The 14,432-nt window shown below is 32.8% G+C and carries 11 protein-coding genes; 5 read left to right on the top strand and 6 right to left on the bottom strand.

The features are described 5' to 3' along the window. Positions 1–613, top strand: a 613-nt coding sequence (locus tag UIB65_RS10480; protein WP_330041555.1) for a bile acid:sodium symporter, incomplete at its 5' end; no start/stop codon positions are given. A gap of 20 nt (positions 614–633) precedes the next feature. Here the strand turns inward: UIB65_RS10480 and UIB65_RS10485 are convergent. Beyond that, positions 634–1,356 carry a metal-dependent hydrolase gene (locus UIB65_RS10485; protein ID WP_330041557.1) on the bottom strand — a complete coding sequence of 241 codons (723 nt, stop codon included), beginning with the start codon at positions 1,354–1,356 and terminating at the stop codon, positions 634–636. 937 nt (positions 1,357–2,293) lie between these two features. On the opposite strand from UIB65_RS10485, the gene UIB65_RS10490 reads away from it, so the two are divergent. Then, positions 2,294–2,776, top strand: a complete 483-nt coding sequence (locus UIB65_RS10490; RefSeq protein WP_330041559.1) for a hypothetical protein — start codon at positions 2,294–2,296, stop codon at positions 2,774–2,776. Positions 2,777–2,841: 65 nt separating this feature from the next. On the opposite strand, the gene UIB65_RS10495 is transcribed toward UIB65_RS10490, so the two are convergent. Further along, positions 2,842–3,582 carry a succinylglutamate desuccinylase/aspartoacylase family protein gene (locus UIB65_RS10495; RefSeq protein ID WP_330041561.1) on the bottom strand — a complete coding sequence of 247 codons (741 nt, stop codon included), beginning with the start codon at positions 3,580–3,582 and terminating at the stop codon, positions 2,842–2,844. 46 nt (positions 3,583–3,628) lie between these two features. On the opposite strand from UIB65_RS10495, the gene UIB65_RS10500 reads away from it, so the two are divergent. Continuing rightward, positions 3,629–5,551, top strand: coding sequence for an IGHMBP2 family helicase (locus UIB65_RS10500; RefSeq protein ID WP_330041563.1), 1,923 nt, complete (start codon positions 3,629–3,631; stop codon positions 5,549–5,551). 236 nt (positions 5,552–5,787) lie between these two features. Further along, a complete protein-coding gene (locus UIB65_RS10505) occupies positions 5,788–6,966 on the top strand; it encodes an argininosuccinate synthase (protein ID WP_330041565.1) in 1,179 nt (392 codons plus the stop codon). 64 nt (positions 6,967–7,030) lie between these two features. Here UIB65_RS10505 and UIB65_RS10510 read toward each other — a convergent pair whose 3' ends face one another. Beyond that, the gene (locus tag UIB65_RS10510; RefSeq protein WP_330041567.1) at positions 7,031–9,352 is read right to left on the bottom strand and encodes a transglutaminase-like domain-containing protein; all 2,322 of its coding nucleotides are present in this window, start codon (positions 9,350–9,352) and stop codon (positions 7,031–7,033) included. A gap of 117 nt (positions 9,353–9,469) precedes the next feature. Between UIB65_RS10510 and UIB65_RS10515 the strand changes: the two genes are divergently transcribed. Further along, positions 9,470–10,195 (top strand): NAD-dependent protein deacylase, encoded by a 726-nt coding sequence (locus UIB65_RS10515; RefSeq protein WP_296805550.1) that lies wholly within the window; start codon positions 9,470–9,472, stop codon positions 10,193–10,195. Here UIB65_RS10515 and sfsA read toward each other — a convergent pair. The 3 genes from sfsA to UIB65_RS10530 form a co-directional block, all read right to left on the bottom strand. Beyond that, a complete protein-coding gene (gene sfsA / locus UIB65_RS10520) occupies positions 10,145–10,861 on the bottom strand; it encodes a DNA/RNA nuclease SfsA (RefSeq protein WP_330041570.1) in 717 nt (238 codons plus the stop codon). The two genes, UIB65_RS10515 and sfsA, sit on opposite strands and share 51 nt — an antisense overlap. After that, positions 10,848–12,389 carry an NAD(P)H-hydrate dehydratase gene (locus tag UIB65_RS10525; RefSeq protein ID WP_330041572.1) on the bottom strand — a complete coding sequence of 514 codons (1,542 nt, stop codon included), beginning with the start codon at positions 12,387–12,389 and terminating at the stop codon, positions 10,848–10,850. Before UIB65_RS10525 ends, sfsA begins: the two co-directional genes overlap by 14 nt. Positions 12,390–12,487: 98 nt before the next feature. After that, on the bottom strand, positions 12,488–14,323 hold the full coding sequence (locus UIB65_RS10530) for a hypothetical protein (protein WP_330041573.1): 1,836 nt from the start codon (positions 14,321–14,323) through the stop codon (positions 12,488–12,490). Positions 14,324–14,432: the final 109 nt, after the last annotated feature.

The raw sequence follows: 14,432 nt of genomic DNA on the forward strand, positions 1-14,432 counted from the left end.
GGCAAAAGGAGATCTGCCGTTAAGCCTGTCAATATTGCCTATCAATCTGGTGCTGCAGATTATTTTGCTTCCAGTATATCTCATATTGTTCTTTTCAAGTGGAAATACAATGGATTATACACAACTTATGTATTCCCTCATCATAGTTATTGTAATTCCATTCACAGCTGCACAGATTGTTAAGTTCTTATTACACAAGGAATTAAACGAAAAGGCAGCGAATTTATTCAGCTCACTTCAAATATGGTTTTTATCGCTTGCAGTGTTTTGCATATTTGCATCACAGGGAGAACTGCTATTTGCGAATCTGGATTCCGTCTTGACAATATTTGTTCCGTTGATACTGTTTTTCATTGCAAATGCAATAATCGACTTGCTTCTATCTGAAAAAATTAACTTTAGCTATTCGGAATATGCAAGCTTAACAATGACAACATTGGCCCGAAATTCCCCATTGGCACTGGCAATTGCAATTAACTCATTTCCAGGACATGAACTGATATCAATTGCATTGGTCATCGGTCCTTTAATCGAACTGCCAGTACTTTATATCATGTCAAAATTCTGCCTATGGATTAAAGATTCAGGACTCTTTTTTGTTTGCGGGTTTTAATAAGACATCACAAATACATACTAAAATACGGATGCCACAATAAAATAAGCATATTGTTCAAACAATTTGTATAAAACCGGAATATTATAAACAATGGCCAAAGTAATCAGAACAAATATTGAAATCAAACCAAATCGTTTGTAAACCTTTTTTGAAGACAATGGAGCAAAAATCTTAATTCCAGCAGGAGTGAATGAATCTAGAACAACATGAGAAAACAATCCCAAAAACAATGCTAAAACTATTTCAATATAAGTCATATTAAGATCATTAATGAAAAACAAGCTAACAAAAAATAAAGGCAAAAATACCATCAATAACTTCTTATTCAAAAATAAGAAACTTAAAATAGCAATCAAAACTGCCATTACAAAATAGGAATCATTTAAAATAGTAACGCCCATTACCAATTCGTATCCCCAAATCATGATTAAAGAAACTGCTGACGTTAATGTCAAAACCCCAAAAATGGAATGAGTAAAGCTTCTGTGCTCAGAAAAATAGAATGTAACCCCTAAAAATACGATAATCAAACCAATAAGATAAGGTAATTGAAGGATATAAAGTGAAATGAACACTATCAACCCTAAAATAATCAACTTATAGACATGATCTTTTTTAAACTTATGATCAAAATCTGGAATATTTGCACCGATAAATGTTAAAGCAATTAACAGAGGATTGTGAAAAAACATCAACGCGAGCAAAAGTGCAAATACGGAATGTCCCTTATAAGAAGACATGATGAAACTCCTATGTCCTTATCAAAAAAACTGCTTATATGAGCATTAAAATTATGAGTTTGACAACAAATTTTACCACAATATCATTACCTTATTCTATAAAATCCAAAATTGGATTTCAATATTATATAATAAAATTAATATTATAACAAGATTTACCAAGAGCATTTGAAAAGTAATCGCACTACCCACCACATAAAAAATAGACACTAACCCACTAAAAGGTGCAATTCATCTCCAGCTTAAAGAAACCGGAGAATTCTTGCACAATAAAGTTAAAATTTTTGTAACTTTTTGATTACTTTAATAGTTTGATACATATGGAGTACTCAAATCAGTCAATATAACACCATATCAGAACCTCTAAAAAAATTGCAATCCCCACACTAAAACTAATCCACAATATTAACGAAACCACACCAAAAACAACACTCCAATAATCAAAAGGACAGATGAATATTTTTATAGTTGCTTCCATAAACAGTTGAATAAGCAATCAATTATGAAAGTAAATGAATATGATTATAATAAATAGTGCAATCAAGCAAGTAAATGTAGAAAAAAATAAAAAAAAGTTGTAGATGGAGTTCCATCTACTTAACAATAATTTTAACTTTTACAGCTTTGGCATTGTAGTATTTATTGCCTGCAAACTTCACAACAGCTGTGAACTTGCCTTTTTGGTCAACTTGGTTATTTTAAAGGTTACAATACCTTTTTTGTTGGTTTTTGCAGCATATGTTTTACATTGACTTTTATAAGAAGATATTGAAATCGCCTTAATTAATGTTTAATTGATAATATTAAAAATAAATAATCCTAGAGTATTTGAAAAGTAATCCGAAGTAATAGAATCATATAAAAACAATGAATATTAAAAATCATATTACATAACCAAATTGGTTATACAAACTTATTTAAAAAAAAAGGTGAAAAAATGAGAAAAGGTTTAATTGCATTAATTGCATTAATTACAATTTGCATTGCAATTGGTGCTGCAAGCGCAGCAGACTGGAGCTTCAACGTCGGAAGTGACACCAACTCAAATGGTGGATCAATACAAATTAACAACAACGAATTGAAAATACAGGACGAAAAATTTACCATCCCTGACGGATACAAAGAAAACGAATCTGCAAGAGATGTAGGTGCTGATGGTAAAGGTAACTTTGAAGGTGCAAAAGTATCTATCTGCGAACTTAAAAAAGGAAATGAAACAATATTAATTAAAGTTTTCTTTGCAGATGGTGGAATACATAATATTACCGCACCAGCAAATTCAGAAAATAAAACCATTGGAGGACATGATGGATTTTTAATAACTGAAAATGGCTTAGTTACTTTTGATTATGGTGTAAACGAAAAAGTAGTTGAAATCGTCGCTGCGGATGAGTCTGCTATCGAATCTGTTCTAAAATAAATTCCTTTGATTTGAACTCCCATTTTAAGGGAGTTAAATCAACCTTTTTTTAAAAATATCCAACTTTAAATCCCAAAGTAAGATAAAAAACTTTTCATCTGAAGATAGGATCTCTCAACACTACCCTCACCGACACTTGCAAAAGGAGACAACACCTCACCAGTAATTGCCGGAATGCCTCTTAAGTTACATACATCCTCAACAGCACCCATATAAGATTCACCCGCTGAATCAAGTGCAATGATTCTGCAATCAATATCCCGTGCAATGTAGTTTGCAATTAAAAAGCTTTCAGCAGATGGAGATTTGGTTGAAAAGACTGATTCAAAACCGGGATTGGAATTGAATGCAGTGGAGTGAAAATCTCCCACAAAATTAATTCCCAGCTCTTCAATCTTTTGAATTATGAGATTGCTTAATGAATTTTTAACGTGAGATGCTCTATTTAAATCCAAATTATTGAATAATCTTTTATTTTCCATTGTTGCCTTTGGAGCTGCAAAGGGAATGAAAAAAACAGTACTGCTGACTTTTTTATCAACCAATTCGTTTAAAAGTCGAATGTTTGCGATTTGTGAAGGCAATTCGTTTCCATGAATTCCTGATAAAATCAAAAGCTTATTATCACCCTGCCCTAACTTGAAGATAGGAGTTCCGAAAACTGATTTTTCCAAAATAAATTTATTCAAATCATTCAGTTCAATCTGATGGAACACATGAGTATTTCTTGAAATATAGCCTCCAGAATGATTTGAAACATATGCCATTTCCAGATTATCTGAACATTCAACTTTTTCAAAATCCATAATAATATTATACATAAACGCTCTTATTTATAAATTAGGGATTAAAGTGAAAAAGTATATTAAAAAATTAATAATGCTCATAAATTATGAAAGGGAAGCGGAAATTGACTTGATGACCTATGAAATAAGCACAATGTCAGGTCAAAAAAGGGAAGAACTTGGAAGAGCCATCAACAAGGTTAAAGGAAAACGTATGGGCAAAGAACTTGGCCTAGAAATTGTTCAGTTCGGAAGGTCCGATATAATCGATACTGAAATCAGCGTTGGAGACATGGTGCTCATCAGTACCGATGACCCCCTAAGAAGTGATTTGACAGGAACAGTTACAGAAAAGGGAGCTCGATTCATCAAGGTTGCCTTTGATAAAAGAATTCCAAAATGGGCACTTAAAAAGAAAGTGAGAATAGACTTATATGCAAATGACATCACATTCAGAAGAATGGAAGACAACCTGAAGCATTTGAGTTTGAAAGGAAAGAATGCATTGGAGTATATGCTAACTGACAGAAATCCGAAAAAGGATAGGAAAACCCCATATATCAGCTATATTGACAACAACTTAAATGACTCCCAAAAAACAGCCATAGAACGCAGCCTATCCTGTGAAAATTTCTTTTTGATTCACGGTCCATTCGGAACAGGAAAAACAAGAACACTGGTTGAGCTGATATCTCAGGAAACAAGGCAAAATCACAAGGTCCTTGCAACAGCTGAAAGCAATGCTGCAATAGACAATATCCTTGAGCGTCTGATGGCAAATAAAAAACTGAATCTGACCAGACTTGGTCATCCCCAAAGGGTTTCAAAAAACAATATCACTTATTCTCTAGCGTATAAAGTTGAAAAGCATAAGTTGAATAAGAAAATCAAGAAAATCTACAAAAAAATTGACAGATTAATCGAAAAAAGAAAGTCTTATACCAAACCGACACCGCAATTCAGACGTGGATTTGGAGATTACGACATATTATATAATGCATCAAAAGGAAAAGGCGGAAGAGGAATAAGCGCTGAAAAAATGCAGTCCATGGCACAGTGGATTGAATATAATCAGGAAATTGATGAACTGCATGCAGACATTAAAAGAATTGAAAATAAAATGATTCGAAACATCATTGAGGAAAGTGACGTGATTCTTGCAACAAATTCATCAGCGGCACTCGAATCAATAGCCCGAACAAAATTTGATGTTGCAATTGTTGATGAAGCTTCACAGGCAACAATACCAAGCATTCTGATACCGATTGCAAAGGCACACAGATTCATACTTGCAGGTGACCACAAGCAGCTTCCTCCAACAATCATCAGTGAAAAGGCAGGAGAGCTTGAAAATACATTATTTGAAGCATTAATCAGAAAATATCCTCCCAAATCACAGTTATTAAACATTCAATATAGGATGAATAAGCTTCTGATGAAGTTTCCAAACTCCGAATTTTACAACAACAGCCTGAAAAGTGATGAAAGCGTTGATTCAATCAATATAAAAGACATCATTGGCTCCAATTATAATGAAGAGGCACTTCTTTTTATGGACACTTCCCAAATTGAAAAAAATCATGAAAATCACCTGAAGGACTCCAAATCCATAATAAACACTGTTGAAGCCGAAATTGCAGTTAATGTAGCTCAGGATTATCTGACTGCAGGAGTCAAGGAAGACGATATCGGAATCATTAGCCCCTATGCAGATCAGGTAAAGATTATCCAGGAAAACACACCCGTTGAAGTAAAAACCGTTGACGGATTTCAAGGACGGGAAAAAGAAATTATCATCATTTCAACTGTCAGAAGCAATGAACACGGAAATATAGGATTTTTAAATGACCTGAGACGTTTGAATGTTGCAATTACAAGAGCAAAAAGAAAGTTGATAATCATTGGAAATAAGGATACCTTAAAAAACAATCCGACATATTCCCGACTGATTGAATTTGTCGAGAGTGAAAATTTATTGATTAAAGTTTAGGCATGCCTAAACTTTATATACTATGAATTACAATTATATTATTAGCGAGTGAAAAATGAACTCGAAACTCTTAATTGAGGTTTTGATTTTTCAAAATACCTATAAACTTTCAACCTCAATTATACCCTCAATTAAGAGTTTTCTTCTGTCAACTTTTTTTATTTAATTTTAAATACTATTAAAAATATAATTATAACTTGATAATTCATTTTTATTAAAATAATTACGGTGATTTTATGACTGATAAAGTACTTTTGGCATTCAGTGGAGGATTAGACACCTCTGTTTGTGTTAAATTATTAGAAGAAAAATACAATGTGGAAGTTATTACTGCATGTGTAGATGTAGGACAAGGCGAAGAAGAAATGGAAAAAGCGAAAACAAGTGCGGCCAACATTGGAGGATTAAAACACTTCAATATAGATGCTAAAGAAGAATTCGCCAACGATTACATCGCACGTGGAATTAAAGCAAATGCAGAATACGAAGGATATCCATTAAGTACCGCTTTTGCAAGACCATTAATTGCCCAAAAACTTGTTGAATTGGCTGAAAAAGAAGGGGCAACAGCAATTGCACACGGTTGTACTGGAAAAGGAAACGACCAATTCAGATTTGAAGCAATTATTCGTGCAATGTCCGATTTGGATATCATTGCACCAATCAGAGAAATGAATTTAACAAGAACTGAAGAAAAGGCATATGCTGAATCTAAAGGAATCGAGTTAAGTTATGATAAAATTTACAGTATTGATGAAAACCTTTGGGGAAGAGCAATCGAAGGAGACGTTTTAGAAGACCCTGCAAATGAACCACCGGAAGATATCTACGAATGGACCGCTTCATGGGAAGATGCTAAAGACGAACCTGAAAAAGTATCCATTGAATTTGAAGAAGGTGTTCCTGTAGCTATCAATGGTGAAATGATGCCTCTACTCGACATTATCGAAAAATCAAATGAAATTGCGGGATCCCATGGAATCGGTAGAGTAGACATCATTGAAAACAGAATGATTGGTATTAAAAGTAGGGAAATATACGAAACTCCGGGTGCAAAATTATTAATTGCTGCTCATCAAGCATTAGAAGAATTGGTTTTAACAACCGCAGAGTTAAGATTTGCTGAATATATGTCTGGACTCTATGCAGAACTTGTCTACAGAGCACTCTGGCAGGAACCTCTAAGAGATGACCTTGACCAGGCAATCGACAATATGCAGGAAAGAGTAAGTGGAGAAGTTGTAATGAAAATATTCAAAGGTTCAATCCAACCGATTTCCAGAAAATCTCCATTCAGCATACACAGCATAGAACAAATTACCTTTGAAGACAAGGAAACCGATCAAAGAGACGTTGAAGGTATGATTAGATACCACGGCCTTCAAGCAGCAAATTATCAAAAATTAAACAGATAGCTTAACAGCTATCCGTTTTACTTCTTTTTTTATTAATCCTTTCTGAAAATATTGAAAAAAAGAATTAGAAAGGAAGACTTGAATATCTACTATGAAAACTATACGAATTTGTATTCCAATTCTTTATTTTTCCAAAAGAGTTAATATCATTAGATGCATCCGCACAAATCCATGTATTGCCAACTAAAACCTGAGCCCAAACGTGACCTATGTATCCACTTTCAAAATGGCAGGTCCCATGAACATATCTTGATTTTAAATTTGCAGTCCTATACATGGCAACCAACAAATGTGCAAGGTCAACACAGTTTCCTTTTTTAACTGCTAATGTGCCTACAGCACCATATTTGGTATTATAATAACCACTATATTTCACCTTATCTCTTACATAATTAAATATGGCTTTTGCTTTATCCAAATCATTAGTCAAACCATGTGTTAATGATTTTACTATAGATTTTATCCTTGAATTACCAACTTGACAATGATAAGATGATTTAAGGTATGGACTTAAATAACGAATTGAATTTTTCTCATTAACTCCCCCAATAAGCTTTGTGAGTTTGACATTAATCGATTTTGAAGTGGAACTTTTAAGATAATAGTTACTTCCACCAAAGTTAACCGAAACTTTATATTTTCCAATTGCAACATCAGTTTTAAATTTAGCATAGCCTTTTGAAGACGTAGTTGCCGCATATGTTTCAGAATCTATAGTTAACTTAATTTTTTGGCCAGAAATAGCTTTACCTTTCAAATCAGTTAATAAAACTTTAAAAGATTGTGAATAATCTTTATATGAACTTCCACTTTTCCAAGCAAGTTTAGATTCGCTTCTTTTAATAACGTTTATTATAGAAGAACCAGAACTTCCATTTAATTTGGAATCACCCTTTGTTCCATAATCAATAACATATTTGCCAATTTTTAGGTTAATCGGTATTGATACGATTCCCTTAATATCAGTACTTTTTTTGTAAGTTTTAGAACCGATTTGAATTGTAACTGATTTTTTAGCTATTGGAACATTGCCCGCAGTACATGATAACTTAAATAAAGTACCTGCACCATAACCAAAAGTTTTTGTACTTTTAACTTTCAATGCAGTATTGGCAGTACTTAGTATAGCAACAAAATTTTTAGCTTTTGATGCTTTGAAATATTTTGCTCCATCATATCTGTACTTGACAGTGTAAAGGCCATTTTTAAGAGATGGCAATTTAATGGATACAACACCCTGATTATTCGTTTTCTTAGAAAAAGTCTTCCCATTAATTTTAATTTTAATTACCTTTCCGGAAATCAGATAATCATCCAAACTAGTCACTAATTTGACTTTAATAACTTTACTGTCTTTTGGAAGGAGTTTGTAATAATTAGTAATTAATTTGGTGGATGCAATATTATAGACTTTAATCTTATAATCTTTTGAATATCCATCCTTATTGTAACAGATAATTTTATAAGTTCCCTTATTGAGTTTTTTCAATGCCAAACTTGCCTGACCTTTAGAATTAGTTTTAACCTTATATGTTTTGCCACCAAGTTTGAATTTTATAACTTGATTGGATAATGCCTTTCCATTGCTCTTTAAAAATTTTGCTTTAAATTTTCTATTGTCACCGGCAATTTTTTTAATGCTTTTAGAACTAATAGTTGATAAAACCTTAAAAGTGGTAGTCAAATTATATCCCGTAATCAAATCAGTTGAAACAACTTTATAAATTCCAGGTTTTAAGTTAATAGGCATGCTTGCAACTCCATTGGCATTAGTTTTTCTGGAGTATGATTTTCCATTGACCGTTATTGTAACCTCAGCATTTGATAAGGCATTGCCTTGAGTATCAAAAAATGTTGCACTATATGGTGTATCGCCCTTATAATATTTTGATATGTTTTTTGCTTTAATTGTAGGCAACACATTAAATTCAGAGGTTAAATTGCAAGATTCATAAGAGCCATCACCTGAAAAATATGCATCAGCAGTATATTTTCCAGATTTTAATTTTAAATTGACACTAGCTATGCCATCATCATCTGTTGTAACAGTATAATTAACTCCATTTATGACAAAATCAATGCTTTTATTTGATAAAGACTCATTTGTATTAGAATCTTTTAGTGTTATACAATAAGGTGCGGAGTAATATATGCTGGTTGACGCTTCTGTAAATTCCGTTTGATTTTTAAAGGATTCTTCAAAAATTACACCATCAGAATTGGCTGAAAGTGTATTTAAATCATTTTCATGAATTTTATTTTCAATATTAGCTTCACTATAACTTGAGGCAATATCAGACATGTTTAAATCGTTTGCATAAATTGCATTAATTGATAAGATAACGAATAATGTTAAAAATATGAAAATTGAGATTTTCTTATTCAATTCGTTTACCTCCAATGGATGATTATTTAAGTATCTATTTTAGTTGTTAATATATCTTTTTTTAAGACATTCATTTATACAAAAAAAATAATATGCATCAACAATATACACAACATCATGTCTAAAATCAAACAATTGCAAGAAATTATTGACACATCAGAAAATATAGTGTTTTTCGGAGGGGCTGGCGTTTCTACAGAAAGTGGAATACCTGATTTCAGGTCAGAAAGCGGCATTTTTAAAAGCCTTGAAAAATATGGAGACACTCCAGAAAATTTAGTTTCACATACATATTATATGGATCATACAGAGGAATTCTTTAATTATTATAAGGACAATCTCATCTTCAAAGACGCAAAGCCAAATCCTGCACATTTAAAACTATCAGAATTGGAAAAAATAGGCAAATTAAAGGCAGTCATTACCCAAAACATTGATGGGCTTCATCAAAAAGCAGGAAGCAAAAATGTTTTAGAACTTCACGGAAGCATTCACAGAAACTATTGTCAAATCTGCAATAAAGAATATGGATTAAACCACATTTTGGAAAGTGAAGGAATTCCAAGATGCGAGTGTGGTGGAATTGTTAAACCGGATGTCGTATTATATGAAGAACCCTTAAACAATGCTGTTTTAAGTTTTGCAATCGATTACATACAAAATGCAGAAACATTAATCATTGGCGGAACATCACTTGTTGTATACCCCGCAGCAGGATTGATTAATTATTTCAACGGTGAAAACTTAGTTTTGATTAATAAAAGTGAAACACCATACGATAATCTTGCAACATTAGTTATCAACGATGCGATTGGTGAAACTTTTTCCCAAATCAAAATCTAAAGACTCAGGAATTAATTCAATTCCATCTAATCGATTATCACACCTATAAACAAGAATTTCAACACCTTCAGCATATGCTTCGTTTAATGTCTGGCTAAATATAGGGTCATTTTCCCAGTTTGGTCTGAAAAACTCACCTGCAGGATGTTGAATCAGGAAAAATACACAGCAACGATTTCCTTCTTTTTTAAGTTTAATTAATTCCCTAAGGTGTTTTGCGCCCCTTTCAGTTGGAGCATCCGGAAATCTCGCTTCACCATCAATTATTAGAGTAACCCCTTTCACTTCTACAAAGCAGGAATCGCCATTTGAATTTTCCAAGTATATATCTATCCTTGAATTGTCCACGGTTTTTTCTCTTTGATGATAATCATAACCTGAAAGTTCCTTTATTTTACCAGTAACAACAGCATCATATACAATACTGTTAGCCTGCTGAGAGTAAAGTGATACCAAGACTCCCTTATTTTCAACAAAGTGAAGCGAAAATTTTGTTTTTCTATTTGGATTATCTGATGGTTTTAACCAGACTGTGGCATTTTCAATCAAAAGTTCTTTACACCTACCAGTATTTGGCACGTGAGCAATTTCCAAATTGCCGTTCACTTCAACCTCAGCAATGAATCTGTTTGGCCTTGCTTTAAAAATTCCCTTAACATAATCCATTTTTAATCACACTGCCGATGTATGAAACCAAATCAGTAGCTGAAAACCCATTGCCTTTAACATCAAATGCTTCATCTCCTGCAAGCCCATTGATAAATGTTGCCAAACTGGCCGAATCGAAAGATGATAACCCCTGAGACAACAAACTGGCAGAAATACCTGCTAAGGCATCGCCTGTCCCACCAACAGTCATACCCGCATTTCCACTTTTGTTTATCTTAAACTTGCTTCCAGACAGTATTAGGTCATATTTACCCTTAACAACAACAGTTCCTTTAATTTGTCGAGAAATCTTTTGGAACAAAGTAATATTCTCGTCAACTTCAGAAAAGTCATATGAATCAATGTCCAATCTTAAATCATCATCCGTTTTAAAAAATGATTTGAACTCAAAAATATGAGGTGTTAAAATCATATCTTCTCGATTTTTAATTAAAGACAATTCAACCTGTTTTAAACTATCAGCATCCAGAACAATCGGTTTTTTAATTTTTGTAACCAGCACATTGAATAATTTGGAAGTTTCGTCATCGATTCCAGAACCTGGACCTATCAAGACAGCATCAACATTTTCACTTAAATCCAATATTTCATCCAAATGGTTTAATGACAATTTATCGCCTTCAAGAGATTTTACAATCAAGTCAGGAGATGTTGATTTAATGGCATCGGCTGCATTTTCAGGAGAAGCAACATAAACCAGATCTGCACCTGCCCCAATTGCAGCCATTCCCGCAATAGCTGGAGCACCGGAATAGTCTTTGCTTCCACCTACAACAAGTAAACGGCCGTTATTGCCCTTATGAGAATTCGGATTTCTGTTTTTAAGCCTTAAAAAATCGCCATAGTTCACAAAATATTCCGCTTCGAATGGAATACCAATATCTGCAGTTACAAGACCTCCAACTAGCTCTTCATCGGCATCCCTTACACCAGTTTTGATTTTATGAAAGCTTATGGTATAATCCGGAACTACCGCCAAATCACTTACCTCACCAGTTAAAGGATCCATTCCGGAGGGCACATCAACACTTATTGTAACTCCTTTGGATTCATTGATAATTTCAATTGCTCTTTTGATATTGGTTTGCAGTTTTCCCTTAATTCCTGTTCCCAAAAGTCCGTCCACAATGACAAATTCAGAATCCCTCTTTTGAGCCACCTCGCATGAATTAATATCTTCAAGAGTTCTTAAATTATAAATGTTTAAACGAGACAAGCGAGGTTTCATATTTTCTAAAATTTCTAGATTGGTCTTTGCATCATCAGAGCGAATATTTTCTTTTAGCATATAGATATCTACATCATATCCTCTGTTCAACAAATAACGTGCCGCAACAAATCCATCACCACCATTTCCACCGGACCCTGTGAAAATAACAACTTTTACAGGTTTGGCAAAAGTATAAACTGCAATTTTACCCACTTCTTCAGCCAGAGATTTGCCTGCAGATTCCATTAAACATAATCTTGACAATCCCAAATATTCACAATTATAGTCTGTAACCATCATATCAATCGGATGCAAATAATCACCTAAATAAAATATAAGTACCCGACATAAATATAATTATCTTAATTTAAATAAATAGATAATTTGACAAAAAAAATAGTAAGTAAGTGCAATTATCTGATAACAATCGCACTTTTAGCTGAAATTAAATATTTATTATTTGCAGGACTTATTGCAACCCTATAGGTTCCATTCAATAAGTTCTTTGTATTCAACTTTGCAATACCTTTAGAATCTGTTTTAATAGTGAAATACTTAGCAAAGTTAGTTCTAACGAGTTTAACTTTAATTTTTATTCCACGGACTGCCTTTTTAGTGGATTTATCCTTAACAGATACCTTAAAGTATTTGGTCTGATTGAACGTGTTGGTCACTTTAGGAGCTTTAACTATAGTGGCTTTTTTAATTAACTTATCGATATTTCCAAATTTTTGGGTTCCGATATGAATACACTTAGGGCTGCGCGGAAGTTTATTTTTGCTGAAAAACTTGTTTTTGAAATAAACATTATCTTTCAGATGAGCGGATGACACTCCCACCATTCTTCCATTGTCATTTGCAGAGTAAGCCTTGACTACAGAAGTAGTTTTATAATTTTTATCTGTTTTAGCTTTCCAATGAAATATTGTTATATCTCTCCTGTTTACACCATATTTATCAGAAGCCCCTACCATAATCGCTGCTTTAACAGGATTAGTACTGTATTTTGTATAAGTGCTGTGACGATAATATGATCTGAAATTAGGAGAGCAGGAGAATTCCCCAGGTTTTAATTTTCCAGTAATATAACCAGATTGCCAAACGACTGCATATTTTCCGTTAGGCGCTTTTATTGAAAAGTGGCCAAATCCTATACTCCTTTTATAACTTAATATCTTTTTCAAATATTTGGCCTGGATTTTATTTGATTTAACCATTTTTTCAGCCATTTTTAATATAGAATTTATAACAGGCACATCATCAAGTCCGCCGTTACCTACAATCCAACCACTGGCGCTTGTAATTAAATGAACAAAATAGCTACCGGATGTTTTATAGTGTTTTATTGCAGCTTTACCTGCCCATTTAAAAGGTTTAACAATAATATCGGCAGCTCCTGTGTTGTCCCTTCTAAAACCGCCTACGCTTTCAGATTCGCTAACCTGTAAGAAAAATGAACAGCAGTCTTCACCCTTTGGAGGATTTACCTTCATTGTGACTTTTTTGTTGGAATTTTTATAGGAAACGTATTTCTTATTTTTTGAATCATCAATTTTAGCAGAAATTTTATATGTACCTACACCAATATTTTTACTTAATTTTGCATATCCATTTTTATCAGTTGTCGCCCAATAATAAGAATATTTCTTTGTTTTTGGATTATAGACGTTAAACTTAACTTTAATACCACTTACTGCATTTCTTGTGATTTCATTGTATATTTTTACTTTGAAAAATGAATCAGATGCAAAATATGTATTGAAATTATCCATGTTAATAGCCAACGGAGCTTTCTTGATTATTATTTTTGAAGTTGCAACAGTTGAATTATAATTATCATCACCATCAAAAGTTAATTTCACATTGTAGGTATTTGGTTTAAGATTTAATGTCAAACTTGATTTTCCATTTTTATCCGTTGTGCTTTTATAAATTTTATCATTAATTTGTATTTTTATTGTTTTATTTTGAATTGATTGATTATTCGAATCTTTTAGATAGTTAACAAATGTTGTCTTTTCCTTATAATATGAAACAATATCTTTTACTTCAAAATGTGTTGCTTTTTGATTGTCAATGCTATCATTGACTTGTAAAAAATCATTTTCTATATTATCCTCCATTAATGGAGTCTCTTTGAAAGCTGTACCTTGAATATTGTCAGTCATATTTTCAGATGCACTGACAACACCCAAACCTAATGAAAGTAAAAACAACATCAGAACAATCAATGCACTTTTTTTAAACATGTTCTCACCCATTAATTGATGTGTTATATAATATGTATTTACAACTATATTAGTTTTGACAAAATTTTAAGAAATAGTTTACATCAATCAAAAGATTCAATGACAATGG

Source organism: Methanobrevibacter sp. (assembly GCF_036307625.1).
GTDB lineage: Archaea > Methanobacteriota > Methanobacteria > Methanobacteriales > Methanobacteriaceae > Methanocatella.

Excerpts from the sequence above, each read along its gene's own strand:
- UIB65_RS10495 (WP_330041561.1), bottom strand. The coding sequence starts at position 3,582 with ATGGATTTTGAAAAAGTTGAATGTTCAGATAATCTGGAAATGGCATAT.
- UIB65_RS10515 (WP_296805550.1), top strand. The coding sequence starts at position 9,470 with ATGTCTAAAATCAAACAATTGCAAGAAATTATTGACACATCAGAAAAT.
- sfsA (WP_330041570.1), bottom strand. The coding sequence starts at position 10,861 with ATGGATTATGTTAAGGGAATTTTTAAAGCAAGGCCAAACAGATTCATT.
- UIB65_RS10485 (WP_330041557.1), bottom strand. The coding sequence starts at position 1,356 with ATGTCTTCTTATAAGGGACATTCCGTATTTGCACTTTTGCTCGCGTTG.
- UIB65_RS10530 (WP_330041573.1), bottom strand. The coding sequence starts at position 14,323 with ATGTTTAAAAAAAGTGCATTGATTGTTCTGATGTTGTTTTTACTTTCA.
- UIB65_RS10490 (WP_330041559.1), top strand. The coding sequence starts at position 2,294 with ATGAGAAAAGGTTTAATTGCATTAATTGCATTAATTACAATTTGCATT.
- UIB65_RS10505 (WP_330041565.1), top strand. The coding sequence starts at position 5,788 with ATGACTGATAAAGTACTTTTGGCATTCAGTGGAGGATTAGACACCTCT.